25 protein-coding genes are annotated in these 23,581 nt (G+C 71.8%); 10 read left to right on the plus strand and 15 right to left on the minus strand.

Annotated elements, in window-relative coordinates; all coding sequences use genetic code 11:
- Window positions 1-108 precede the first annotated feature (108 nt).
- The 3 genes from IEZ24_RS11300 to IEZ24_RS11310 are packed head-to-tail and all read left to right on the plus strand — an operon-like array spanning window position 109 to window position 2,064.
- The gene (locus tag IEZ24_RS11300; protein ID WP_129454014.1) at window positions 109-591 is read left to right on the plus strand and encodes a pyridoxamine 5'-phosphate oxidase family protein; all 483 of its coding nucleotides are present in this window, start codon (window positions 109-111) and stop codon (window positions 589-591) included.
- A 24-nt stretch (window positions 592-615) separates the two neighbouring features.
- Window positions 616-1,416 carry an SRPBCC family protein gene (locus IEZ24_RS11305; RefSeq protein WP_129454013.1) on the plus strand — a complete coding sequence of 267 codons (801 nt, stop codon included), beginning with the start codon at window positions 616-618 and terminating at the stop codon, window positions 1,414-1,416.
- Window positions 1,417-1,425: 9 nt separating this feature from the next.
- A complete protein-coding gene (locus tag IEZ24_RS11310; protein ID WP_129454012.1) occupies window positions 1,426-2,064 on the plus strand; it encodes a CG0192-related protein in 639 nt (212 codons plus the stop codon).
- A 149-nt stretch (window positions 2,065-2,213) separates the two neighbouring features.
- Here IEZ24_RS11310 and IEZ24_RS11315 read toward each other — a convergent pair whose 3' ends face one another.
- Window positions 2,214-3,326 carry a DNA glycosylase AlkZ-like family protein gene (locus IEZ24_RS11315; RefSeq protein ID WP_129454011.1) on the minus strand — a complete coding sequence of 371 codons (1,113 nt, stop codon included), beginning with the start codon at window positions 3,324-3,326 and terminating at the stop codon, window positions 2,214-2,216.
- A gap of 199 nt (window positions 3,327-3,525) precedes the next feature.
- Here IEZ24_RS11315 and IEZ24_RS11320 point away from each other — a divergent pair, with 199 nt between their 5' ends.
- Window positions 3,526-3,672, plus strand: coding sequence for a hypothetical protein (locus IEZ24_RS11320; protein ID WP_165356004.1), 147 nt, complete (start codon window positions 3,526-3,528; stop codon window positions 3,670-3,672).
- On the opposite strand, the gene IEZ24_RS11325 is transcribed toward IEZ24_RS11320, so the two are convergent.
- Together IEZ24_RS11325 and IEZ24_RS11330 are read right to left on the minus strand one after the other, a co-directional pair.
- Window positions 3,659-5,476: an alkaline phosphatase D family protein gene (locus tag IEZ24_RS11325; protein WP_129454010.1), complete on the minus strand. Its 1,818-nt coding sequence runs from the start codon at window positions 5,474-5,476 to the stop codon at window positions 3,659-3,661. The genes IEZ24_RS11320 and IEZ24_RS11325 overlap by 14 nt on opposite strands.
- Window positions 5,473-6,489 carry a zinc-dependent alcohol dehydrogenase family protein gene (locus IEZ24_RS11330; protein WP_129454009.1) on the minus strand — a complete coding sequence of 339 codons (1,017 nt, stop codon included), beginning with the start codon at window positions 6,487-6,489 and terminating at the stop codon, window positions 5,473-5,475. Before IEZ24_RS11330 ends, IEZ24_RS11325 begins: the two co-directional genes overlap by 4 nt.
- A gap of 101 nt (window positions 6,490-6,590) precedes the next feature.
- On the opposite strand from IEZ24_RS11330, the gene IEZ24_RS11335 reads away from it, so the two are divergent.
- Window positions 6,591-8,114 carry a helix-turn-helix domain-containing protein gene (locus IEZ24_RS11335; protein ID WP_129454008.1) on the plus strand — a complete coding sequence of 508 codons (1,524 nt, stop codon included), beginning with the start codon at window positions 6,591-6,593 and terminating at the stop codon, window positions 8,112-8,114.
- A 79-nt stretch (window positions 8,115-8,193) separates the two neighbouring features.
- On the opposite strand, the gene IEZ24_RS11340 is transcribed toward IEZ24_RS11335, so the two are convergent.
- Window positions 8,194-8,445, minus strand: coding sequence for a TFIIB-type zinc ribbon-containing protein (locus IEZ24_RS11340; RefSeq protein WP_165356003.1), 252 nt, complete (start codon window positions 8,443-8,445; stop codon window positions 8,194-8,196).
- A gap of 44 nt (window positions 8,446-8,489) precedes the next feature.
- Between IEZ24_RS11340 and IEZ24_RS11345 the strand changes: the two genes are divergently transcribed.
- From IEZ24_RS11345 to IEZ24_RS11355, 3 genes are all read left to right on the plus strand, one after another.
- On the plus strand, window positions 8,490-9,302 hold the full coding sequence (locus tag IEZ24_RS11345; RefSeq protein WP_129454006.1) for a glycerophosphodiester phosphodiesterase family protein: 813 nt from the start codon (window positions 8,490-8,492) through the stop codon (window positions 9,300-9,302).
- On the plus strand, window positions 9,299-10,654 hold the full coding sequence (locus tag IEZ24_RS11350; RefSeq protein WP_129454005.1) for an MFS transporter: 1,356 nt from the start codon (window positions 9,299-9,301) through the stop codon (window positions 10,652-10,654). The genes IEZ24_RS11345 and IEZ24_RS11350 overlap by 4 nt, the downstream gene beginning before the upstream one ends.
- A 261-nt stretch (window positions 10,655-10,915) precedes the next feature.
- Window positions 10,916-11,296 (plus strand): RNA polymerase-binding protein RbpA, encoded by a 381-nt coding sequence (locus IEZ24_RS11355; RefSeq protein WP_129454004.1) that lies wholly within the window; start codon window positions 10,916-10,918, stop codon window positions 11,294-11,296.
- 23 nt (window positions 11,297-11,319) lie between these two features.
- On the opposite strand, the gene IEZ24_RS11360 is transcribed toward IEZ24_RS11355, so the two are convergent.
- From IEZ24_RS11360 to kdd, 7 genes are all read right to left on the minus strand, one after another.
- The gene (locus IEZ24_RS11360; RefSeq protein WP_129454003.1) at window positions 11,320-11,880 is read right to left on the minus strand and encodes an FxsA family protein; all 561 of its coding nucleotides are present in this window, start codon (window positions 11,878-11,880) and stop codon (window positions 11,320-11,322) included.
- Window positions 11,877-12,599 (minus strand): polyprenol monophosphomannose synthase, encoded by a 723-nt coding sequence (locus tag IEZ24_RS11365; protein ID WP_129454088.1) that lies wholly within the window; start codon window positions 12,597-12,599, stop codon window positions 11,877-11,879. Before IEZ24_RS11365 ends, IEZ24_RS11360 begins: the two co-directional genes overlap by 4 nt.
- A 26-nt stretch (window positions 12,600-12,625) precedes the next feature.
- On the minus strand, window positions 12,626-14,182 hold the full coding sequence (gene lnt, locus IEZ24_RS11370) for an apolipoprotein N-acyltransferase (protein WP_129454002.1): 1,557 nt from the start codon (window positions 14,180-14,182) through the stop codon (window positions 12,626-12,628).
- Window positions 14,183-14,608: 426 nt separating this feature from the next.
- The gene (kal, locus tag IEZ24_RS11375) at window positions 14,609-15,019 is read right to left on the minus strand and encodes a 3-aminobutyryl-CoA ammonia lyase (protein WP_129454001.1); all 411 of its coding nucleotides are present in this window, start codon (window positions 15,017-15,019) and stop codon (window positions 14,609-14,611) included.
- On the minus strand, window positions 15,016-15,753 hold the full coding sequence (gene kamE, locus IEZ24_RS11380; protein ID WP_129454000.1) for a lysine 5,6-aminomutase subunit beta: 738 nt from the start codon (window positions 15,751-15,753) through the stop codon (window positions 15,016-15,018). The genes kal and kamE overlap by 4 nt, the downstream gene beginning before the upstream one ends.
- Window positions 15,750-17,339, minus strand: coding sequence for a lysine 5,6-aminomutase subunit alpha (gene kamD, locus IEZ24_RS11385; protein WP_129453999.1), 1,590 nt, complete (start codon window positions 17,337-17,339; stop codon window positions 15,750-15,752). Before kamD ends, kamE begins: the two co-directional genes overlap by 4 nt.
- Entirely contained in the window at window positions 17,339-18,430 is a 1,092-nt protein-coding gene (gene kdd, locus IEZ24_RS11390; protein ID WP_129453998.1) for an L-erythro-3,5-diaminohexanoate dehydrogenase, read from the minus strand. Before kdd ends, kamD begins: the two co-directional genes overlap by 1 nt.
- Window positions 18,431-18,584: 154 nt before the next feature.
- Here kdd and IEZ24_RS11395 point away from each other — a divergent pair, with 154 nt between their 5' ends.
- Both IEZ24_RS11395 and IEZ24_RS11400 read left to right on the plus strand, forming a co-directional pair.
- Window positions 18,585-20,051 carry a KamA family radical SAM protein gene (locus IEZ24_RS11395; RefSeq protein WP_129453997.1) on the plus strand — a complete coding sequence of 489 codons (1,467 nt, stop codon included), beginning with the start codon at window positions 18,585-18,587 and terminating at the stop codon, window positions 20,049-20,051.
- 186 nt (window positions 20,052-20,237) lie between these two features.
- Window positions 20,238-21,182, plus strand: coding sequence for a hypothetical protein (locus IEZ24_RS11400; protein WP_129453996.1), 945 nt, complete (start codon window positions 20,238-20,240; stop codon window positions 21,180-21,182).
- A 128-nt stretch (window positions 21,183-21,310) separates the two neighbouring features.
- On the opposite strand, the gene IEZ24_RS11405 is transcribed toward IEZ24_RS11400, so the two are convergent.
- Genes IEZ24_RS11405 through IEZ24_RS11420 form a run of 4 tightly spaced genes read right to left on the minus strand, consistent with a single transcriptional unit; the run spans window position 21,311 to window position 23,579 of the window.
- Window positions 21,311-21,970: a maleylpyruvate isomerase family mycothiol-dependent enzyme gene (locus IEZ24_RS11405; RefSeq protein WP_129453995.1), complete on the minus strand. Its 660-nt coding sequence runs from the start codon at window positions 21,968-21,970 to the stop codon at window positions 21,311-21,313.
- Window positions 21,967-22,524: a TetR/AcrR family transcriptional regulator gene (locus IEZ24_RS11410; RefSeq protein ID WP_129453994.1), complete on the minus strand. Its 558-nt coding sequence runs from the start codon at window positions 22,522-22,524 to the stop codon at window positions 21,967-21,969. Before IEZ24_RS11410 ends, IEZ24_RS11405 begins: the two co-directional genes overlap by 4 nt.
- A 30-nt stretch (window positions 22,525-22,554) precedes the next feature.
- Window positions 22,555-23,121, minus strand: coding sequence for a TetR/AcrR family transcriptional regulator (locus IEZ24_RS11415; RefSeq protein ID WP_129453993.1), 567 nt, complete (start codon window positions 23,119-23,121; stop codon window positions 22,555-22,557).
- A gap of 5 nt (window positions 23,122-23,126) precedes the next feature.
- The gene (locus tag IEZ24_RS11420) at window positions 23,127-23,579 is read right to left on the minus strand and encodes an Lrp/AsnC family transcriptional regulator (RefSeq protein WP_129453992.1); all 453 of its coding nucleotides are present in this window, start codon (window positions 23,577-23,579) and stop codon (window positions 23,127-23,129) included.
- Window positions 23,580-23,581: the final 2 nt, after the last annotated feature.

Genomic DNA, 23,581 nt, shown 5'->3' on the forward strand with positions numbered 1-23,581 from the left:
CCCGTGGCGGGGCCATCCTGCCAGTACGACGCGGCTCGGGGGCCGGACGTGACCGACCGCCCCGGTGGATGAGGCAGGGGCTGGGGCCGGCGTGCCATCGTCGAGGGCATGACGACCCACGACGACCAGCTCGGCACCGTCGCCGAGATCATGAAGGACACCGACATCGCGGTCCTCACCTACGTCTCGTTGCAGGGAGCGCTGGTCTCGACGCCGATGGGCACGCAGGACTTCGACGAGCCGGGGACGACGTGGTTCATCACCGAGCGCGACACCGACAAGGTCCGGTCGATCGAGGCCGACCCCCGCGTCAACGTCGCCTACTCCAGCAAGGCCGGATGGGTGTCGTTGTCGGGCACGGCCCGGGTGAGCCACGACCGCCGCAAGCTCGAGGAGCTGTGGGACGCCTCGGCGGGGGCGTTCATGTCCGGCGGGCCCGACGACCCGTCCAACGTGCTGCTCGAGGTCGACGGTGCGACCGCGGAGTACTGGGAGTCCCCGGGCAAGGTCAAGGCGGCCATCCAGCTCGCCAAGGGCCTGGTCGGCGACGACCAGCCCGACCTGGGCGACAACGACACCGTCATCCTCTGACCAGCCGGCAGCAGGAGGCCTGAGGTGCTCGTCGAGGCGTACGGTCCGGCCCACCCCGACGAGGTGTGGCGCCGGTTCACCGACCCCGCCGAGTGGCCGGTCTGGGCCCCGCAGATCCGCGCCGTCCAGACCGACGCGACGGTGCTGGCCGTGGGGGCGACCGGGCGCGTCCACGGACCTGCGGGCGTGGCGGTGGACTTCCGCATCACGGACCTCGACGCCGGCCTGCGCTCGTGGACGTGGGAGGTCGGCCGCGGCCCGGCCACGGTGGGGATGGACCACCACGTGCTCCCCGCTCCGGGCGGCGGGACCCGGGTGCTGCTGCGCGTCCACCCTCCGGCAGCGACCCTGGTGCAGCCCTATCGCGTGCCGGCGGGGATCGCGCTGCGGCGCCTGGTGAGCACGCCGGGCGGTGCCGGCGGGACCCCCGAGGCGGTGCAGTCGTTCGACTTCGCGTTCGCCCCGGCGTACGCCCTCGCGGCCCGCCCGTTCGGGATCCGGCCCGGCACCACGACCGTCGAGGTCGGTCCGCGCTGGCTGTACGTCCGCTACGGCCCGTGGCGCCTGGCGACCCCGCGCGACAACATCGCCTCGGCGGAGGTCACCGGCGGGTTCTCGTTCGTGAAGACCGCCGGGCCGCCGCACCTGTCCTTCAGCGACCGCGGCATCTCGATGACCACCAACGGGGACGCCGCACTGTGCCTCACCTTCCATGAGCCGGTCCCCGCCATCGACCCCACTGCCACGATCACCCACCCCGGCGCGACGCTGGCCGTGGCCGAACCGGAGCGGCTGGCCGAGGCGCTGGGCTTCGCTGCGTCCTAGGCTCGCGGCATGGGAATCGTCCACCGCGCCACGCTCACCCCGTCCAAGCAGGAGATCGTCGAGGGGTGGCTGCCGAGCCGCGCGTGGGCCGTCGGTCGGACGATCGCCGAGAAGGTCGCGGAGTACCGCTACGACGATCCCGACGGCGAGGTCGGCGTCGAGACCATCCTCTGGCGTGCCGACGACGGCACCCTGTTCCAGACGCCGCTGACCTACCGGGCGGAGCCCCTGGCGGGTGCGGACGAGCACCTCATCACCACCACCGACCACTCCGTGCTCGGTGAGCGCTGGGTCTACGACGGCTGCGGTGACCCCGTCTGGGCCTCGACCTTGGCCGCGGCGATCGTCGCCGGCGCGCGTCAGTCGCAGATGTTCCTCGTCGGCGACGACGGGGAACGCATCGACGTCCCCGCCCGGATGCAGGTCCGCGGGAGCGGCAGCGACGACGCGGCCCCCGTCGTCGCCGGCATCGACGCCGTGACCGACGAGGTCTCCGCCGACGGCGCGGTCACCGTCGTGTCCGCCGGGCCCGTGGAGATCGCGGTCGCCCGGATCGTGGGGACGCCGCTGGGCGGTGGGCCGCGCCTGAGCGGGACGATCGGTGACTCGGTGGAGACCTTCGACCTCGCCGTGCTGCGGCGCGGGTGAGCGTACGGCCTGTCAGACAGGCCGTACGGCCGGCCGCGGCCGGGTCAGCGGCACCTGGTCCAGGCGCACCACGAACGTCACGGCAGGTGGTCGCCCGGGCAGCCGCCCACCATGACGTACCAGCCCAGCGTCACGACGCCGGCCGCCGGTCAGGGGCGTACGACCTCGAGCCCCAGCCACTCCCCCAGCGCGTCGAGCTCAGCGTGCACCCGACGGCGGCGTGCGGCCGACCAGTCGCCGTCCTCGTGGACCGCGTCGACGACGAGCACCCCGCCCTCGCGGTCCGCGGTGGCGTCGACCTTGCCGACGAGCTCGTCGCCGTCGAGCACGGGCATCGCCCAGTAGCCCCACCTGCGCGTCGCCGCGGGCTTGTACATCTCCAGCTGGTAGTCGAAGCCGAAGACGTCCTCCATCCGCTTGCGGTCGAAGACGAGCCGGTCCAGGGGCGACAGGACCGCCGTACGGCCCGCGAAGTCCGTCAGGTCGGCGAGCCGGTCGGGGTCCACCCGCCACAGCCCCCGTACGCCGTCGATGCGCGCCGGCTCACCCGTGTCACGCACGTCGTACGGCTCGTCCCAGGCCTCCAGCGCGCGTGGTCGGGCGATGCCGAGGGCCCGCAGCCGGCGCCCGGCCAGGATGCGGTGCGCCTCCTCGGCCGGGACGGCGGGGTCCCCCGGGTGGACACGCTCGGCGAGGTCCCAGCGCCGCTCACGGCCCTCCCGGGAGGCGACCGCCACCTCGCCGCGCGACTCCAGGCACTCGAGGAGCTTCATGACGTTCTTGTCGTTGGTCCACCCGGTCGAGCGCCACGGCACCTCGCAGCTGTCCGGCAGGTCGCGCGCGGCGGTCGGCCCCTCCGACCGCAGCAGCGCGAGGATCTCGCGCCGGCAGCCGTCGTTGACGGCGACCCAGTCGCGCACGTCCTCCTGCCACTCCTTCAGCGGCGGCTCGCCCGGCCACGCGTCCATGTCCGCTCGGAACAGCGCGACGTCCTCGCTGGGCCGCAGCATCGCCTTGAGCTCGACGAGGGCACCGTCGCCGACGAGCTCCTCGAGGTCCTCGGGCTCGTACGCGCTCCCGAGCCGGGACCACAGGGCGAGGTCGGCGTGCTGGGCGACCACCCGGGTCAGGTCGACCTGGAGGAACCCGAGGTGCCGGACGGTGTCCAGCACGTCGTCGGGGCGGTCGGCGGTGAGCAGCTGCGCGCCTACGGCGATGCGCCTGGCCTGTTGCGGCGTGAGGTCGTGCGCGGGGGCGGCCATGGCGGTGATCCTAGGACGGCTCCAGCGGGGTCGGACGGGTCACGCGCGGATGGCCCGAACGGGTCATTCCTGCCCCAGATCGGGCATACCGGGCGGGTTGTGCGCCGGAGCGGCGTCATCCGGTGCGACCCTCGACGTCAAGGAAGCAACGGGTCGGCAACCGCCGACCGACCGCTCGAGGCAGGAAGGAGGACGCCCCATGTGGGACACCGTCGAGACCAGCTCGGTCCACCTCTCGCACGACCTGCCGTGCACCGGCTGCGGCCACGCGCTGCACACCTACCTGCCGTGCTCGGACACCTGCGACTGCGCGCGCGGCCGCGACCGCCTGCTCAGCGCTGTCTGACCCGGTCCTTGACCTTGTCGCGGTAGCGCCGGCGCAGCCCGCGGGCCAGGCGCTCGTGCACCTTGTCGTGCGCGGGAGGGCGGCCCTGCTCGTCGAGCTCGTAGCTCGCGACCTTGGCGAGCCGGGGGCGCTCGTGGTCGTCGATGACCTCGCCCGTCGCCCACCACATCTTCAGGCTCGGGCCGTTGAGCCGGAGGAACGCCAGGTTGTTGTCGAACCACGGCCCCTCGGCGTACGTCCAGGTGAGCGGCGCGTCCGGCACGCGGGTCGACCTCGACGCCAGCCGCCCGACGGGACCGGCGACGCCGTAGGACAGCACCGCCGTCGCGAAGCGCATGTTGCGCGAGAGCGGGTTGCGGATCGGTGAGCAGACGGCCTGCAGGATCGTCGACTGCAGGGGCGGTCGCCCGTGGGCCGGCCGTGCCTCGCTGACGTAGCTGTGGTGGACGTCGCCCGACAGGAAGGTCACCGTCGAGGGAGCCCTCCCCCGCTTGCCCGCGGCGACCTCCATGGCCTGGCGCGCGACCTCCTGGAAGCTGTTCTGGAACGCGCCCCAGTGCTCGAGGTCGACCACCTGGCGCAGCTTCTCGCCGATCGCGCCACCGCGCTCGCCCCACGCGCCCTGGGCGAGCGCCTCGCTGAAGGCCTCCAGGTGGTGCAGCCCGCGGGCGAGCAGGAACGGCAGGGATGTGCCGATCAGCAGGTGGTCGACGTCGCCGCGCAGCTGCTCGTCGAGCCAGGCCGCCTCGTCCGGGTCGAGCATCGCCCGGTTGTCGGGGTCGAGCTGGCGGGCTGCCCGCGAGTCGACGACGACGAGCCGGGCCTGGGTGTCGAAGTCGCGGGTGTAGCTCCAGCGGTAGGTCTGCGGCTCCTGGTCGACGCGGGCTGCGAAGGCGTCGATGAGAGGACCGAGGTCGTGCTCGTCGTGCCCGCGGTGCGCGCGCACGGCGACGTAGACCTCGTCGCGCTCGCGCTCGGCCGGCGACATGTTGCCGAGGTGCTGGTAGACCCAGTAGGACGCGAGGCCGGCGACGATGCGTCCGTGCCACCACGACGTGGCCTCCATCTCGCGACGCCAGTCGAGCGAGGTGTTCCAGTCGTCGCGGATGTCGTGGTCGTCGAAGATCATCGCGCTCGGCACCGTGGACAGGAGCCAGCGGTTGGCCGGGTCGGACCATGCCAGCCGGTAGAGGTGGGCGTACTCCTCGTAGTCCTGCAGCTCGGTCCAGGGCGGCTCGTCGATGTCGCGGCGCGACTCGATGAACGCCTTCATCTCGTCGGTGGTCTCGTCGGCGTAGACCTGGTCGCCGAGGAAGAGCACCAGGTCCGGCAGCCGGTCGGGGGCGAGGTCCGGGTCGTCGGTGTCGGCGGGGTCGACCTGGTCGGCGGTGCGCAGCGCCCAGGCTCGCAGCGCGTCGACGCCGTGGGTGCGGTTGCCCTTCTCGTCGTGGGTGAACGACGTGCGGCAGGAGCCGAAGGCCATCCGCAGCGGTCGACCGGGCTCCAGCGTGGCGATCACGGGCGGCGGGAACGGTGAGCCGGCGGGCGGCCACACCTGCTCGTCGTCGACCGACACCGTGTAGGGCTCGGTGGTGCCGGGCGCCAGGCCGTCGAGCTCGACCAGTGCGTAGTGGTGGCCGTGGACGGTGAACGTACGGGCGCTGGCCGAGGTGTCGCCCCGGTTGACGGTCACGTCGGCCGGGTCCTCGGTCTCGACCCACACGGCGGCCGAGGTGTCGTCGACGTAGCGCAGCAGCGGGCCCAGGCGCAGCCGGTCCTCGGGTCCCCTCCCCCGGTCGCTCATGGCTGGAGGAGGACCTTGATCGCGCGGCGCTCGTCCATCGCCCGGTAGCCCTCGGCGGCCTGGGCCATCGGCAGCGTGAGGTCGAAGACCTTGCCGGGGTCGATCGTGCCGGACAGCACCCGCTCGAGCAGGTCGGGCAGGTAGCGGCGCACCGGCGCCATGCCGCCTGCGAGCCCGACGTTCTTCTGGAACATCCGGCGCACCGGCAGCTCGACGCCGTGCGGCACGCCGACGAAGCCGACCGTCGACCCGGGCCGGGCGACGGTGAAAGCCGTCTTCATGGCCCCGTCGGTGCCGACGCACTCCAGCACGGCGTCCGCCCCGATGCCGTCGGTCAGGTCGGCGATGCGGGCCTCGCCCTCCTCGCCGCGCTCGGCGACGACGTCCGTCGCACCGAACGCGCGGGCGATCTCCTGGCGCGGCTGGTGGCGCGACATCGCGATCACCCGCTCGGCACCCATCTGGGAGGCGGCGAGCACTCCGCTGAGACCGACGGCTCCGTCGCCGACGACGACCACTGTGTGCCCGGGCCGGACCCCGGCTGCGACCGCCGCGTGCCATCCGGTGGCCATCACGTCGGTGAGGGCGAGCAGCGAGGGAATCAGCTGCTCGTCGGGCATCCCGTCCGTCGCCACCAGGCTGCCGTCGGCCTGCGTCACCCGGGCGTACTCCCCCTGCCCGCTCTGGGTGAACCCGAGGTCGACGCACGCCGACTGCACCCCGGCCCGGCAGTGCGCGCAGGTGTTGTCGCAGTGGCAGAACGGCACGATGACGAAGTCGCCCACCTTGGTCGTGCTCACCTCCGAGCCGACCTCCTCGACGACGCCGACGCACTCGTGGCCGATCGTCGCGCCGGCGGTGACGTCGTTCTCGCCGCGGTAGGGCCAGAGGTCGGACCCGCAGATGCACCCGGCGACGACCTTCACGATCGCGTCGGTGGGCTCCTCGATGCGGGGATCCGGCACGTCCTCGAAGCGGATGTCGCCGGGGGCGTGGATGGTGGTTGCGCGCATGACCGGATCCTGTCACGTACCCACGAATCCGGACGGGTGCGCGACACCCCTGGGAAGGAGCCGAGATGGCGTTATCTCATATCTGAGATACCGTTGTCGCCATGGCTGACTACAAGGGTCGCATCGGCAACCTCATCCGCGACGCCCGCAAGCACCGCGGGCTCACCCAGCACCAGCTCGCCGAGCTGCTCGGCACGAGCCAGAGTGCGATCAACCGCATCGAGAAGGGTCACCAGAACCTCTCCCTCGAGATGCTCGCCCGCATCGGCGCCGCGCTCGACTCCGAGATCGTCGCGCTGGGGGCCGGCCCCACCCACCTGCGGGTCGACGGCCCGACCACCCTCTCCGGGTCCATCGACGTCAAGACGTCCAAGAACGCCGGTGTCGCGCTCCTGTGCGCGTCGCTGCTCAACAAGGGCCGTACGACGCTGCGCAAGGTCGCGCGCATCGAGGAGGTCAACCGCCTGCTCGAGGTGCTCAACTCCCTCGGCGTGGCCACCCGCTGGCTCAACGACGACAACGACCTCGAGATCGTGCCGCCCGCCGACCTCGACCTCGCCTCGATCGACGAGGCCGCCGCGCGTCGTACCCGCTCGGTCATCATGTTCCTGGGCCCGCTCCTCCACCGCTACGACGAGTTCGAGCTCCCCTACGCCGGCGGCTGCAACCTCGGCGAGCGCACCGTGGAGCCGCACATGTCGGCACTGCGTCCGTTCGGCCTCGACGTCAAGGCCACCGACGGCGCCTACCACGCGAGCGTCAACCGAGCCATCGAGCCGGAACGGCCCATCGTGCTCACCGAGCGGGGCGACACGGTCACCGAGAACGCGCTCATGGCCGCCGCCCTGCACCCGGGCACCACCGTGATCCGCAACGCCTCGTCCAACTACATGGTCCAGGACCTGTGCTTCTACCTCCGCAAGCTCGGTGTCGACGTGGAGGGCATCGGCACCACCACGCTCCGGGTGACCGGCCGCGCCTCCATCGACGTCGACGTCGACTACGCGCCCTCCGAGGACCCGATCGAGGCCATGTCGCTGCTCGCGGCCGCCATCGTCACCAGGTCCTCGATCGTCATCCGCCGGGCGCCGATCGAGTTCCTCGAGATCGAGCTCGCCACGCTCGAGGAGATGGGCTTCCGCTACGACCGCTCGGCGGAGTACGTCGCGCTCAACGGCGAGACGCGCCTGGTCGACATCACGACGCACCCCTCCGACCTGCGCGCCCCGCTCGACAAGATCCACCCGATGCCGTTCCCCGGCCTCAACATCGACAACCTGCCCTTCTTCGCGGTCATCGCGGCGGTGGCCGAGGGACAGACCCTGCTGCACGACTGGGTCTACGAGAACCGCGCGATCTACCTCACCGAGCTCAACAAGCTGGGCGCGCAGGTCAAGCTCCTCGACCCGCACCGGGTGCTGGTGGAGGGCCCGACCCACTTCTCGGGCGCGGAGATCGTCTGCCCGCCCGCCCTGCGACCCGCGGTCGTGCTGCTCATCGCGATGCTCGCCTCCAAGGGCCGCAGCGTGCTGCGCTCGACCTACGTCATCCACCGGGGCTACGAGGACCTCGCCGAGCGGCTCAACGAGCTCGGCGCCAACATCGAGACCTTCCGGGACATCTAGGCCGTCCGCCGTCCCGGTGGCGCGGTGTCACCCGACCTGGTCGAGCGACGTCGTCCGCTCGTTCCTCGCGGTCGACTGCTCAACCGAACAGCGTCTCCACCCACGCCCGCGACACCTTGCCGACGTTGGGCGGGGCCGTCATGTCGGCGGTGATCCGCGGCAGCGGGGCCGTGTGCTGGCCGGCGTTGCGGTGCCAGTCGTTCTCCGCCTCGATCAGCAGGCCCAGGTCGGCGCGCGCCAGGAACACTCCGTGCCCCTCGGGGCACTGGTTGACCGTCGCCTCGCCGAGGGTCTTCTCATCCATCTCGACGCCACATCGGGGACACGTCATGCTCTCCATCCTCCGACGGTACCGCTGCACCCCATACTTCTCGCGTGAACTCACCGGCCCCGTCCAGATCGGCCTACCTCGACGCGCCCCGTCCCCTGGCGTTCGCCCACCGCGGCGGGGCGTACCACCCCGACATCGAGGGCCTGGAGAACACGCTGGCCGCGTTCGCCCACGCCGTGGAGCTCGGCTACACCTACCTCGAGACCGACGTCCACGTCACCAGTGACGGGGTCCTGCTCGCCTTCCACGACACGGTCCTCGACCGGGTCACCGACCGCACCGGCCAGATCAGCGACACGACGTACGCCGAGGTGCAGCAGGCGCTGATCGGTGGTCGTGAGCGGGTGCCGACGCTGGCCCAGCTCTTCGACGCGTTCCCGCACGCCCGCTTCAACATCGACCTCAAGTCGGCCGGGGCGGTCGAGGCACTCGCCGCCTTCGTCGAGGAGCGCGACGCGTGGGACCGGCTGCTGGTCGGGTCGTTCTCCGCCCGGCGGATGGCGGCGTTCCGCCGGCGCACCCGGGGACGGGTCGCGACGTCCGCACACCCGCTCGAGGTCGCCGCGTTCGTCCTCTCCCCCAGCGCTCGTCTGGCCCGGTGGCTCACCGGCGGACGCCCGGTGGCCCTGCAGGTCCCGCACCGCCAGGGCCGCCTGCTCGTGGCCTCCGCGGGGCTCGTACGGCGCGCGCGTGCGGCAGGCGTGCAGGTGCACGTGTGGACGGTCGACGACCCGATCGAGATGAACACCCTCCTCGACCGTGGTGTCGACGGCATCATGACCGATCGCACGGACATACTCAGGGACGTGCTCCGCGCCCGCGGACAGTGGAACGGCCCCGTGGAGGAACAGGCATGAGCGAGACAGGCGGCGGGATCGCCAACGTGAAGCCCCTGGCGCAGGCCAAGGAGCAACGAGCCTGGTACTTCTACGACTGGGCGAACAGCGCGTTCGCGACGACGGTCTCGGGTGTGCTCTTCGGTCCCTACCTCATCGCGATCGCCGAGGAGGCCGCGGTCGGCGACCGCGTGTCGGTGCTGGGCCTGTCCGTCGCGCCGGGTGCGCTCCCGGCGTACGTCATCACCTTCTCGACCCTGGTCTCGGCGCTCATCCTGCCGGTCCTCGGCGCGGTCGCCGACCGCACGTCGCGCAAGAAGGACCTGCTGGCGGGCTTCGCCTGGAGCGGCGCGTTCTTCGCAGGCCTGCTCTTCTTCATGACGGGCGACAACTGGCAGTTCGGCGCGATCACCTTCATCCTGGCCAACCTGTGCTTCGCGGCCTCGGCCGTCGTCAACGACTCGATCCTGCCGATCATCTCGACCGAGTCCGACCGCGACCGCGTCTCCTCCCGGGGCTGGGCCTACGGCTATGCGGGTGGTGGCCTGCTCCTGGCCCTCAACTTCGTCCTGGTGAGCTTCCACGACACCTTCGGCCTGACCGAGGGCATGGCGGTGCGCATCTCGCTCCTGTCGGCGGCCGTGTGGTGGGCGGCCTTCACCTTCATCCCCTTCCGTGGCCTGCAGAACCACCAGCCGGTGGACGTGGAGCAGGTCGAGGGCGGGGTGCTGCAGCGCAGCTTCGGCCAGCTCTGGATCACGCTGAAGGAGCTGCGCAACTACCCCGTGGCACTGACCTTCCTGCTCGCGTACCTGTTCTTCAACGACGGCATCCAGACGGTGATCAGCCAGGCGTCCGTCTACGGCGTCGAGGAGCTCGGATTCCCCCAGGGCACCATGCTCGGCGTCTACCTCCTCGTGCAGTTCGTCGCCGTCGGCGGTGCCCTGCTCTTCGGGCGCATCGCCGCGACCCGCGGGGCCAAGAACACGATCCTCGGGGGGCTCGGGATCTGGATGCTCATCGTGACGGCCGGGCTGTTCATCCCGGAGAAGTCCCTGGTCCCGCTCCTGCTCCTCGGCGCCGCGATCGGCCTGGTGCTCGGCGGCACCCAGGCGCTGGCCCGGTCCTACTTCTCGCTGCTGATCCCCCGCGGCAAGGAGGCCGAGTTCTTCAGCTTCTACCACGCCATGGAGCGAGGTACGTCGTGGTTCGGCACCCTGGTCTTCGGCCTGGTCTACACGTTCACGGGCTCCTACCGACCGGCCATCTTCGCCCTGATCATCTTCTTCGTCGTCGGGGGACTCCTGCTGATGCGGGTCGACACGGCCAAGGGAATCCGCGACGCCGGCAACGACGTACCAGCGGTGATCTGAGGACCGTGTGCCCCCTGCCCGGGGTCGTCCGCGAGGCGAGCTCCACCCCTGGGGGTGAAGTTCGTCTCGCCTGAGCGTGGTTCCTGCGCCCACGAATCCGCGGAATTGTGACAACCCCGCTACCGTTGAAGGCTGTAGAAGTTTCGGTACGGCCGAGCCGCGTCGCCACGAGCGGCGTCACGGACCACGGTCTGGCTCGTCGTACTGGAAAGGACCCGACAAAATACAACGGGTGTCAGCAACCCAATGGAGGTGGGCACTGTGGCGGAGCGCACACTGCGTGGCGCGAGGCTCGGCGGCCAGAGTTTCGAGGACGAGCGCGGCATCGAGTTCGCAGCTCGCCAGCAGGTCGGTTACCGGTGCAAGCAGGGGCACGACTTCGAGGTCACGATGTCGGTCGAGGCCGACATCCCGGCCGTGTGGGAGTGCCCGCGCTGCGGCGCCGAGGCCCTGAGCACCGCGGGGATCCTGCCCGAGGAGAAGGTCGAGAAGCCGGCCCGTACGCACTGGGACATGCTCCTGGAGCGGCGCTCGGAGAAGGAGCTCGAGGACATCCTCAAGGAGCGCCTCGAGCTGCTGCGCGGCGGCGAGATCGGTCCCGCGCACCTGCACCGCGCCAACAAGAAGAAGCGTGTCAGCTGAGCCGAGAGGTCAGCTGAGGCGCGTCACTCGACGACGTCGCCCCGGACCACCGGGCCTCCGGGCCCGGGGCCGGGGCGTCCGTCATTTCCGGATGGGCCCCCGGACGGACCTCCGGGGTGCCCGAAGCCGGTCCCGAACCCGGGACCGAAGGGCCCGCCGAGGCCGGGCCCTGCCACGAGACGACGCTCGACGACCGTGGTGAGCAGCCGCCGGGCCACCGGGCGCGTGAACGGTAGGATCAGCAGGATGCCGGCGACGTCGAGGACGAAGCCCGGGCTCAGCATGAGCGTGCCGCCGATCAGGATGAGCGCTCCGTCCGCGATCTCGCGGGCGGGCATCCGGCCGTTCTGCAGGGCGGCGCGCAGCGCCTGCCACGCGCGGCCGCCCTCGCGCTTGATGAGCCACGCCCCGACCATGCTGTCGAGCACGAGGAGCGCGATCGTCCACCAGGGTCCGACCAGCTGTCCCACCTGGAGGATCACCCAGATCTCGACCAGTGGCACCACCACGAACGCCACGGCCAGCACCGGCCGCAGCCACCGCCTGCGGCGTGGCCCCGTACGTGGTGCGGCCGGGTGGGTCATGCCCGGCTCCAGCGCCGCCGCAGCTGGGCGCGCCGCTCCGACAGACCCCACCGGGTGATCCTCCGCAGCGACTCGCTGGCCACCTGGCCGCTCATCTTGGAGTCGCCGCGCTCACGCTCGACGAAGTCGATCGGCACCTCGGCGATCCGGAGACCGCGGCCGAGGGTGCGATAGGCGAGGTCGGTCTGGAACACGTATCCAGTAGACCTCACCGAGCCAAGGTCGATCGCCTCCAGCGTCGTGCGGCGGAACAGGCGGTAGCCGGCCGTCGCGTCCTTCACCCGGATCCCGAGCAGCAGCCGGACGTACAGGTTGCCGCCCCGCGAGAGCAGCAGGCGCTGGAGCGGCCAGTTGACCACCGATCCGCCCGGGACGTAGCGCGAGCCGATGACCAGGTCGGCGTCCTGCAGCGCCTCGAGAAGGCGCCCGAGCTGCTCGGGCTGGTGCGAGCCGTCGGCGTCCATCTCCCCGATGACGTCGTACCCCGAGCGCAGCGCGACGTCGAAGCCGTGGAGGTAGGCCGCACCGAGCCCGGCCTTCTCCGTGCGGTGCACGACGCTGATCGCGGGGTCGGCGGCCGCGAGGTCGTCGGCGAGCCCGCCGGTGCCGTCCGGGCTGTTGTCGTCCACGACCAGCACGTCGACGCCTGGCTGGGCCTGGCGCAGCCGAGCGACGATCCACGCGAGGTTGTCCGCCTCGTTGTAGGTCGGGATGACCATGACGCAGCGGCCGAGTCCGTCGACACTCACGCGGGCGTACCTCGCTCCAGGGACTCCACGGGGTGGAGGGATGGGTGGTCAGGGCGGTTGCCCGACCGGCGACGACGATAGGTGACGGCGACGGCCGTGGTGTGCAGGACGAGGAAGATCAGCGTGAGTCGCGCGGGCCAGACCCCGAGGCGTACGGCGGGGGTGGTCGTGGTGCTCAGGCCCACGGTCTCCACCAGCACCTCCTGGGTGCGCGCGGGCGCCGAGGCGACCACGGTGCCGTCCGGGCGCACGACCCCCGAGACGCCGTTGATCGCCGCGACCACGACCCACCGCCCGGTCTCCAGCGCCCGCAGCCGGCTGATCTCGAACTGCTGCCCGAGCTGGCCGGTGCGGCTGAACATCGCGTTGCTGGTCTGCACGGTCACGAGCTCGGCGCCGCGGGCGACCTGCCCGGCCAGGCCGTCGTCGTAGGCCACGTCGAAGCAGATGGCGTCGGCCACGAGGTGCCCGCCGACGCGGATCGGCTCCAGGCTGGTGCCGCGGACCATGTCACGCGGCACCTCGGTCAGCCGGCCGTAGGTCGAGGGCATCCAGCTGGTCCCGCGGAAGGGGATGTACTCGCCGTAGGGCACCGGGTTGCGCTTGGTGTAGCGGTCCCCGCTGCCGAGGCCCGGCTGGTAGACGATGCCCTGGTTGAGCACCTGGGTGTCGTCGAGCGGGTTGCTGTTGGTGCCGCCGACGAGGATCGGCACCCCGATCGCGTCCGACGCGGCGACGATGCCGCCGTTGATCTCGGTGTCGAGGAAGGGGTCCACGGCGGTGGAGTTCTCCGGCCACACCACGAAGTCCGGTCGTTGCTGCTCCCCCGCCTCGACCGCGTCGGCCAGCTCGCGGGTGAGCCGCACGTGGTTGGCGGTGACCTCGCGGTGCACGGCCGGCACGTTGAGACCGGTGCCGGGGACGTCGCCCTGCACCGCAGCGATGGTCGCGGTGCCGGTGCGCTCGAGCGGGTACGACACCAGCGCGGGGCCGAGCGTGACGACGACGAGCCCGGCGACGGCGGCGTACGCCGTGCGCGTGGGTGAGCGCACCTCGAGCAGCAGCCAGGCCAGCATGGTGCCGGTCAGCGCGACGAGGAAGCTGGTGCCGGTCATCCCGATCCACGGGACGGTGTCGGCCCACGGGGTGTCGGCGGTGGCGAACACGAGGCGACCGAAGGGCATGCCGCTGAACGGGAAGCCGCTCCGCCAGGTCTCGATGCCGACCCACCACAGCGCGGCGAGCACCGGCCACGCGCGCACGCGCATGCTCCAGGCGAGCCCGATCCCCAGCGGGACGAAGAACGCGGACTCCATGGCGCACATCGCCAGCCACGCGTCGGTGCCGACGGCCCGCATCCAGACCATGACCGCGTAGATGAACCCGATCCCGAACAGCAGGCTGGGGAGCCACGCCCGCCGCGGCGCCAGGCCGCGTACGGAGAGCACGAGTGCGGCGATCGCCGGCGGCATCACCCACGCGTGCCCGACCGGCTCGAAGGCCGCTGCGAGCACGAGGCCGCCGACGAGGGCGAGGAGGCAGCGCAGCGGCACGGACAGACCGTAGCCGACGACCCGGCAGGCGGGGTCGGGCGCCTGCAGCGGTGCGGGAGGAACGAGGGGGCTTCGGACCAACGCGCGCCCGACTGGCTGACGAGCACGCGAAGTTGTCTAAGGCCCCGAGGTTCCTCCCGCATCCAGCCCCCGCGGGGCACCGTCGACGGGTCGGCGGACGGTGGGAATCGCTGGCTTCGCGTACCCCACGCTCGTCTCCCCTCTGCCGAAGGTGCCACCCGCGAGCTGCACAGGCGGACTGGGGAACGATCCCTCCCGGCTCCGGGAGTGTCAACACGCGTCTGACCTGCGCAAACGTGCGTTTTCGCAGGTCAACGGACTGCGCTCGCGGAGAAACTCGTCAGACAAATCTCGGCGGTCGCGGCGTGTCGCAGCGGGACACGCCGAGGGCAGGGCGTCCGGGTCTCAGGGACGCGGTGGCACGACCACGGTGCCGGTGGCGGTGGTGGCCACGATCGGCGGGTCGAGGACCTCCGCGGCGCCGGGGGCGTCGGCTGTTGGCGCACCCCGTCCGACGACGCGGACCTCGAAGTCCATCACCCTGCTCCGGGTGCCCTCGCGGGCGAGGGTCGCGGTGATCTCCACGATGTCACCGGCCCGCACCGGGGCCCTGAACTGGACGTCGGAGTAGGACGCGAAGAGGCCCTCGTCGCCGTCGAGGAGGATGCACATCTCGGTCGCCACGTCCCCGAAGAGGCCGAGGCTGTAGGCCCCGTCGACCAGGTTGCCGGCGTAGTGGGCGTGGGAGTAGGGCACGTAGCGGCGGTGGGTGACGACGGTGCCGACGCGGCCCCCGGACGGTTGGGTGCCGGTCATGAGGCCTTCTCCTGGGTGAGCCGGTGGACGATGAAGGACGCCACCTCGCCGGGCGTGGTGCCGCGGCTGAAGACGCGGTCCACGCCGAGCTCCTCGGCCATGGTCTCGTCGAAGCGCGGCCCGCCGACGACCAGCAGGGGTCGCGTGGCGGCCGGGTACGCCTCGCGGAAGGCCGCGGACATCTCGCGGGTGTTGAGCAGGTGCGCGTCGCGCTGGGTGACGACCTGCGAGACGAGGACCGCGTCGGCCCTCTCCTCGCGGGCTGCCTCGACGAGCTGGGGGACCGAGACCTGGGCGCCGAGGTTCACGACCTTGAGCTCGCGGTAGTACTCGAGGCCCTTCTCCCCCGCGAAGCCCTTGATGTTGAGGATCGCGTCGATGCCGACCGTGTGGGCGTCGGTACCGATGCAGGCCCCCACCACCGTGAGTCGGCGGCGCAGCGAGCGCTTGATCGCGGCGTTCGCCTCCTTGGGCGTCAGCAGCGGGTAGTCGCGCTCGACCACCTCGACGGTGCTGGGGTCGACGAGGTGGTTGACCCGGCCGTAGACGACGAAGAAGGTGAAGCCCTCCCCCATCGGCTTGGCGTGCACGACGAGCGCCGGGTCCATGCCCATCTTGTTGGCGAGCTGCACCGCGGCGCCCTCGGCCACCTTGGAGTGCTCGATCGGGAGCGTGAACGAGAGCTGCACCATGCCGTCGCCGGTGGTGTCGCCGTAGGGGCGGATCAGGGTCACGAACCCTCCAGGATCTCGGTCGCGGGGTTGTAGTAGTCGCCCGCCTTGCGGGCCACGCCGTCGAGGCCCTTGCCCTTGTCGGCGGGGCGCTTCATCAGGCCGAACGTGCCGTCGGCGATCGCGGCCAGCAGCGGCGGGTCGCCGGCGGCGTCGGTGTCGTCCTTGATCTCCTGGAGCAGGTCGACGGCCTCGCCGAGCACCTCGCGCGCACGCCTCGCGATGAAGCCGTCGGGCGAGGGGTGGAAGTCCTCGTGCAGGTTGCCGGCGGCGTTCATGACGTAGCGGACGTTCTGCAGGGCCAGGTCGCGGTCGGAGATCCACGGGGTCACGACGGCCTCGGTCATCATCCCGACCAGCAGGATGCCCTGGCCGGTCATGGCCCCGACGAGGTTGAAGAAGCCGTCGAGGAGATAGCCCTTGAAGATGTCGCCGGTCATGTGCCGCGTGGGCGGCATCCACTTCAGCGGTGCGTCGGGGAACAGCTCGCGCGCGAGCATCGCGTGGGCGAGCTCGAGGCGGAACGAGTCGGGGACCTCCGGGTCGATCTCGAAGGCGTGCCCGAGCCCGAGCTGCCAGTCCTCGAGCCCGGCCTCCTTGGCGAAGTACTCGTTGAGCAGCTGGCTCGTCGTGACGGTGTGCGCCGCCTCGACCGCGTCGGCGGTGGTGAGGTAGTTGTCCTCGCCGGTGTTGATGATGATCCCGGCGCGTGCGTGGATCTGCCGGCTGAAGCGCTGGTCGACGAAGGTGCGGATCGGGTTGATGTCGCGGAAGAGGATCCCGTACATCGAGTCGTTGAGCATCATGTCGAGACGCTCGAGGCCGGCAAGGGTCGCGATCTCGGGCATGCAGAGCCCGGAGGCGTAGTTGGTGAGCCGGACGTAGCGGCCGAGCTCCCTCGACGTCTCGTCGAGGGCGGCGCGCATCAGGCGGAAGTTCTCCTGGGTGGCGTACGTGCCTGCGAAGCCCTCGCGCGTGGCGCCCTCGGGCACGAAGTCCAGCAGCGACTGCCCGGTCGAGCGGATCACCGCGATCACGTCGGCGCCCTCGCGGGCCGCGGCCTGGGCCTGCGGGATGTCCTCGTGGATGTCGCCGGTGGCGACGATGAGGTAGATCCAGGGCTTGCTCGGCGCGTCACCGACCTTGGCGATCATCCTCTCGCGGGCGACGCGCTGGCGGTCGATCCGCTTGATGCCGGCGGCCACGGCCTTGCGGGAGGCGGCGCGGGCGCGGGTGGCGTCCCTGCCCTCGGGGACCCGGAAGGTCACCGATCCGGCGGCGGCCTTCTGCGCGAGCGCCAGCAGGTCGTCGCCCTCGCCACGGACCAGCGCGTCCCAGACGGGGAGGGTCACGCCGTGCTCGAGGCCCACGTCGGCGCGGACGACGTCGGCCAGGCGGTTGACCCACGGCGTGCCGTCGGGGTCGGCACCGCCGAGGCCGGCCAGGCGCAGCGTCGCCCGCTCGACCGAGACGGTCGTGTGGCGCTGGGCGAGGTCGACGATGGGCTTGCCGACCTGGCGCGCGAGCGTGCGCGCGCGGCGTACGTCAGCCTTGTCGATGCCGAGCTGGCTGGCCTTCCCCACGGCCATCAGAGCCTCCGCTCGAACAGGGCGCGGACGCCGGCGTCGGCGCGCAGCAGCTCCATCGCGTACGCCGCGTGCCCGGGGACGTAGCCGTTGCCGACGAGCATCCGGACGTCGGCGGCCAGGCCCTCCGCACCGAGCGCGGCGGCGCTGAAGCTGGTGGCCATCGAGAAGAAGATCACCGTGCCGCCCTCCGCCGTCGCCAGGATCGCGCCGCCCTCGCAGCCGGGCACGTCCACGCAGACGACCGTGACGTCGGCCGGGCCGCCGGCAGCGGTGACCGCGTCGCGCAGGGCGATGGGGTCGCGGGCGTCGGCGATCGCGACGACGTCCGCGACGCCGGCCCGGGTGAGGAGGTCGTGCTCGTCCTGGTGGGGCACGACACCGATGGTGCGCGCCGCACCGGCGGCGCGGGCGGCCGCGAGGCTGAGCGAGCCGGACTTGCCCGCCCCGCCGACGACGGCGATGACGGGTGCGTGCCCGCGGGCGGCGTACTCCTCCACGACGCGGCGGGTCAGCGCCGGGGCGCCGCAGACGTCCATCACGCTGAGCGAGAGGGCGGGGTCGAGGTCGTCGGGGATGACGGCCGCGATCGAGCGGCCGAAGAGCACGGCGTAGCCGTCGCAGGGCACCTGCTCGCTGTGACCGTCCCACCGGGCGAGGCCGTCCTCGATGACGAGCGGGGTCAGGGTCAGGCTGACGAGGGTCGCGACCCGGTCCCCCACCGACAGGCCGAGGGGCGACTCGGGGCCGACCTCCTCGACGGTGCCGACGAGCATGCCGCCCGATCCCGTCTCGGGGTTCTGCATCTTGCCGCGCGTGGCGACGATGTCGAGGACCTCGGCGCGTACGGCGTCGGCGTCGGTCTCGCCGTACTTGGTGTGCTTGCGCTCGAGCTGGCGGAAGGAGGCCGCGTCGAGGTTGAGCCGCTCGACGCGCACCCGGACCTCGTCGGGCCACAGCTCGGCGCGGGTGTCGAGCCGCTGGGCGGCCTGCGGCAGCACGGCAGCCTCGTCGAGGACGCGGTGCAGGCCGGTCGGGTCACCGGCGGGCAACCCGGTCCGCTGGTCCGACTGGAGGTCCGCGGGGGGTGTCATTCAGGTCATCCTTTTCGTTCAGCGCCGCTGCGCCGCAAATCTTGCGGCGCGTCATTGGACTGGCCGCACGTTCTCCGCGTACTGTTCCAGATGTGTCGCCGCACACACAACCGGCGCGCCGCACGGCCGCTCGACCCCGCTTCCAGGAGACCCCATGAGCATCGAGACCGCCAGCCCGCTGGACCTGGCCCTCGCCACAGGACAGCCCTACCCCTACGAGCGGGTCGAGCTCGTCGAGCCCGACTGGACCCGTTTCCCCGGGTGGGCCGACGTGAGCGCCGCCGACTGGGCCTCGGTCCAGTGGCAGCGCGCGCACTGCATCAAGAACGTCAAGCAGCTCCGCGAGCTGATGGGCGACCTGCTCGACGAGCGCTTCTACGCCGACCTCGAGCGCGACCAGGCCGAGCGCGCCACGATGTCGATGCTCGTGCCGCCGCAGATGATGAACACGATGGTGCCTGCCTTCGAGCCCGCCGGCGCCGGCTCGATGACCGAGGCGTTCTACGCCGACCCGGTGCGCCACTACATGGTCCCCGTGTTCAGCGACCGGCGCACCGACTGGCCCTCGCACCCCCACGCGGCGCGCGACTCGCTGCACGAGCACGACATGTGGGCCACGGAGGGCCTCACCCACCGCTACCCCACGAAGGTCCTCGCCGAGCTGCTGCCGACGTGCCCGCAGTACTGCGGCCACTGCACCCGCATGGACCTGGTCGGCAACTCGACGCCGGTGATCGACAAGCTCAAGTTCGCCGGGAAGCCCAACGACCGGCTCGGCGACATGCTCGACTACCTCCGCCGCACCCCGTCGGTGCGCGACGTGGTGGTCTCGGGCGGCGACGTGGCCAACATGCCGTGGCCCCGCCTCGAGGCGTTCCTCATGTCGGTGCTGGAGGTCGAGAACATCCGCGACATCCGGCTCGCGACGAAGGCACTCATCGGCCTCCCGCAGCACTGGCTGCAGCCCGACGTGGTCGAGGGCGTGGGCCGGGTCGCCGCCGTGGCCCGATCGCGTGGTGTCTCGCTGGCGATGCACACCCATGCCAACCACGCGAACTCCGTGACCCCGATCGTCGCCGAGGCCTCCCGCGCGATGCTCGACGCCGGCCTGCGCGACGTACGCAACCAGGGCGTCCTGCTCAACGGCGTCAACGCCGACCCGCACGCGCTGCTCGACCTGTGCTTCCGCCTGCTCGACGGCGCGCAGATCATGCCCTACTACTTCTACATGTGCGACATGATCCCGTTCTCGGAGCACTGGCGGGTCTCGCTGGCCGACGCGCAGCGCCTGCAGCACCACATCATGGGCTACCTGCCGGGCTTCGCGACGCCGCGCATCGTGTGCGACGTGCCGTTCGTCGGCAAGCGCTGGGTGCACCAGAACGCCGACTACGACACCGAGCACGGCATCTCCTACTGGACGAAGAACTACCGCACGTCCATCGAGGGTGACGACGCCGAGGCGCTGTCGCGCCACTACGAGTACTACGACCCGATCCACACGCTGCCCGAGTCGGGCCAGCAGTGGTGGGAGGAGCACGGCCGCCTCGACGAGACCTCCCTCAAGGCGGCCGAGATGGCCGAGGCCTCGCGCCGTACGGCGGCCCTCCAGGCGTACTGAGCCGCGGGCCGGGCCTGGATTTCGGGGTCCCGCCGTCCGGGGACTCCCCGCTCGAGCGGGGAGTCCGCCACTTCGAGGGGTGTACAACGCCCTCCAGGTGTCGGACTCCCCCACCCAGTACGCCGTTCTCCACAGCCGCGGCCGGTACCCGTTTCGGCGGTGGGTGGTCGAGGGCACCAGCAGTGCATGGCCGAGTTCCAGCTGTCCCCCACCGACGTCCTGCTGCGCCGCGAGCTCATCGCAGACGGGTTCACCGATCGCGACATCCGCGCGCAGGTGAAGGCCGGCGTGCTGACCAGGTTGCGCTACGGCGCGTACGCCCGGGCCGAGCTGCTCCACGAGGTCGACGGGGTCGACATGATGCGTGCGCGTGCACGAGCGGTGCTCCGTACGGCTCACGAGTCTGCCGTGCTGTCGCACCAGAGCAGCCTGGCCGAGCACGGCGTCCCGTTGTGGGGCGTCGGGCTGGACGAGACGCACCTGACCCGTACGGACGGACGAGCAGGACGGCGGGAGGCCGGCGTGGTGCACCACCGCGCGGCCCTCGATCCCCAGTGGTGGGGTGTCCACGACGGAGTACCGGTCGTGCACCCGGCACGCGCGGCCATCGAGGTGGCGACCGTGTACGGCTCCGAGGCCGGATTGGTGGCGGCGTGCGGAGTGCTGCACCGCGAGCTCGCGACGGTCGCAGAGCTGCACGACGCGGCAGCGGCGGCGCGCCACTGGCCCGGCAGCCTCGGCACGAGACTCGTCCTGGCTCGTGCGGATGGTCGGCTCACCAACGTCGCGGAGGCGCGCACGCGGCACCTGTTCTTCGAGCAGCGGATCCCGCGGCCTGAGCCGCAGGTGCGCGTGCTCGACGACCGCGGCAACCTGCTGGGGATCGTCGACTTCCTGTGGGAGGACCTCGGGGTGTTCCTCGAGTTCGACGGTCGGATCAAGTACGAGCAGCACCGCCGGCCGGGTGAGTCGCTCGCGGACTACCTCATGCGGGAGAAGCGGCGGGAGGAGCAGATCTGCCTGCAGAAGGGGTGGATCAGCATCCGCATCACGTGGGCCGACCTGCAGCGCCCCGGCGTCCTGGCGCGTCGGATCATGAAGGCGCTGGACAGTCGCAGCCCGCAGCGGTGAGGGCCGTCCTGTCGGGGTAGTCCGACACTTGGTGGGCGTTGTATACCCCTCGAAGTGGCGGACTCCCCGCTCGAGCGGGGACTCTGCGAGGAGGCTGGAGCGGCCCCCGGGTCAGGCGGTCAGGCGGGTCAGGGGGCACCGAGCCGGGCGGCGAGGGTGTCGACCCCCGGCCCGGTCAGCTCGCCGGGCTCGGGCCGGCGGCCGTACAGCAGCAGGAGCAACGCCTCGGCGGAGCCGCGCACCTCCGGACCGTGCCCGTACGACCACGCGACGTCGGTGGCCACGAGCCGTACGCCCGCGACGCGGCGCCGGGCGCTGCCGCCCACGACGGCGTTCATCGGCCAGGGCGTGCCGAGCGTGAAGTCGGCCAGGGGCGCCAGGGACTCCGACGGCACGTGCCCCGGCAGGCCCAGCGGGCGGCGTACGTCGAGCCCGTGCACGACGGCGTCGGCGAGGGCGGCGACGGGGGGCATCCCGACCGGGCGGGCTCCGGTGCGCGCGTTGTCCCGCAGCTGGTCGAGGATCGCCTCGCGTCCCCGGGACGACCAGTCGACGGCGGACCGGGCGATCATCCGGTTCATCGAGAACCCGTGGCGGACCATCGCGACGGCACCGGCGCCTGCGCTCAGCACCGGGGCCCACGCGAGGTGCGCGGCCACGTCCACCACGCGCCAGCCCGCGCACAGCGACGGGGCGGCCCACGCGTCCGGGCCGAGCGACTCGAGGGTGTCGATGAAGCCCTCGCGGTGCGTGCGCGTCAGCGTGGGCAGCACGTTCGTCCCGGTCATGGCGGGGTCCAGCGGAGGGCGGCGATGAGGGCACGGACCCGACCGGCGGCATCGAGCCCGGGCGTGGGGAGGGCGAGCTCGTGGAAGACGAGGCCGGTCACGTAGTTCGCCATGATCCCGAAGTCCCGCTCGGGCTGGTGCGAGCCGGCGCGGCGCACGAGGTCCACCGCCCAGGTGTCCACCGTGTCCGCCCCGACTGCGTAGAACGCCCGCAGCGACGGCGTCCTGGCGGCCTCGGCGTGGAGCACGTAACGGGCCAGGGTGACCGCGCGGTCCTCGCCGAGCGCGCGGCCCACGAAGTGGCCGAACATCGACGCGATCCCGTCGGGGGACGGAGCGACCTCACGGCGGGGACCGACTGCCATCTCCAGCTCGCGCTCGATGCAGCGCTCGGTGACGCCCTCGACGAGTGCCCGGCGCGAGGGGAAGGTCGCGAGGGTGGAGCCCGCCGACACGCGGGCGGCGGAGTCCACGGCGTCATGGGTCAACCCGGTGACGCCCTGGTCGGCGACGACCTCGACAGCCGCGTCGAGGAGCCGGGTCCGAAGGTCCATCCACCGAAACTACGCCGTAGTGCTCCGCCGTCAAGGGTCGGGAGTCCCCCACCCGAGCGTGTCGATCACGGCGCGGATCCGGGCGGCGGCATCGAGGTCGGGCGACGGGAGAGCGAGCTCGTGCAGGACGAGCCCGGTGACGTAGTTGGCCAGGACCCCCAGGTCGCGCTCGGGGTGCTGGGACCCGGCACGCGTGACGAGGTCCAGGGTCCAGGTGTCGACCTGGTCGGCGCCAACGGCCATCCCCTCCCGCAGGCCCGGGTTCTGGGCGGTCTCGACCAGGATCGCGTAGCGGGCGAGGGTCACGGGACGGTCGGGACCGAGGGCTCGGTCGACGAACCGGCCGAAGGCCGCAGCCACCCCCTCCGGCGTCGGGTCGACCTCGTCACGCGGGCCGGTGGCCATCGCGCGCTCACGGGCGATGAAGCGCTCGACGATGCCGAGGATGAGTGCCTCGCGCGTGCGGAAGTAGTTGGACGTGGAGCCTGGAGGAAGATCGGCGGCGGCGTCCACCGCGCGGTGGGTCAGCCCGCGCATCCCCTGCGTGCCGACGAGCTCGAGGGCGGCGTCGAGGAGCACTGTGCGACGGTCGGGCATCCTGTTCAGTCGATGGGACGGTTCTCGTAGGGCGTCGAGAGCACGATCGTGGTGCGCGTGGAGACGCTGGCCACGCCGCGGATGCGGGCGAGCAGCTCTTCGAGCGCGAGGGGCGTCGCGACGCGGATCTTGAGGATGTAGGACTCCTCGCCGGCCACCGACCAGCAGGACTCGATCTCCCTGATGCCGACGAGCCGCTCGGGGTAGTCGTCGGGCTGGGAGGGGTCGATCGGCGTGATCGAGATGAACGCCGTCAGCGGCCGGCCGAGCTGGTCGTGGTCGACGGTGGCGCCGTAGCCCTTGATCAGGCCGCGCTGCTCGAGCCGCTTGACCCGCTGGTGCACCGCCGAGGTCGACAGGTCGGTGGCCTTGCCGAGGTCGGTGAAGGACATCCGGCCGTCGGCTGCCAGCAGGGACAGGATCTGCCGGTCCTTGGACTCGACCTCGGAAGAGCTCACAG

It is taken from the genome of Nocardioides ganghwensis, assembly GCF_014779655.1.
Lineage (GTDB): Bacteria > Actinomycetota > Actinomycetes > Propionibacteriales > Nocardioidaceae > Nocardioides > Nocardioides ganghwensis.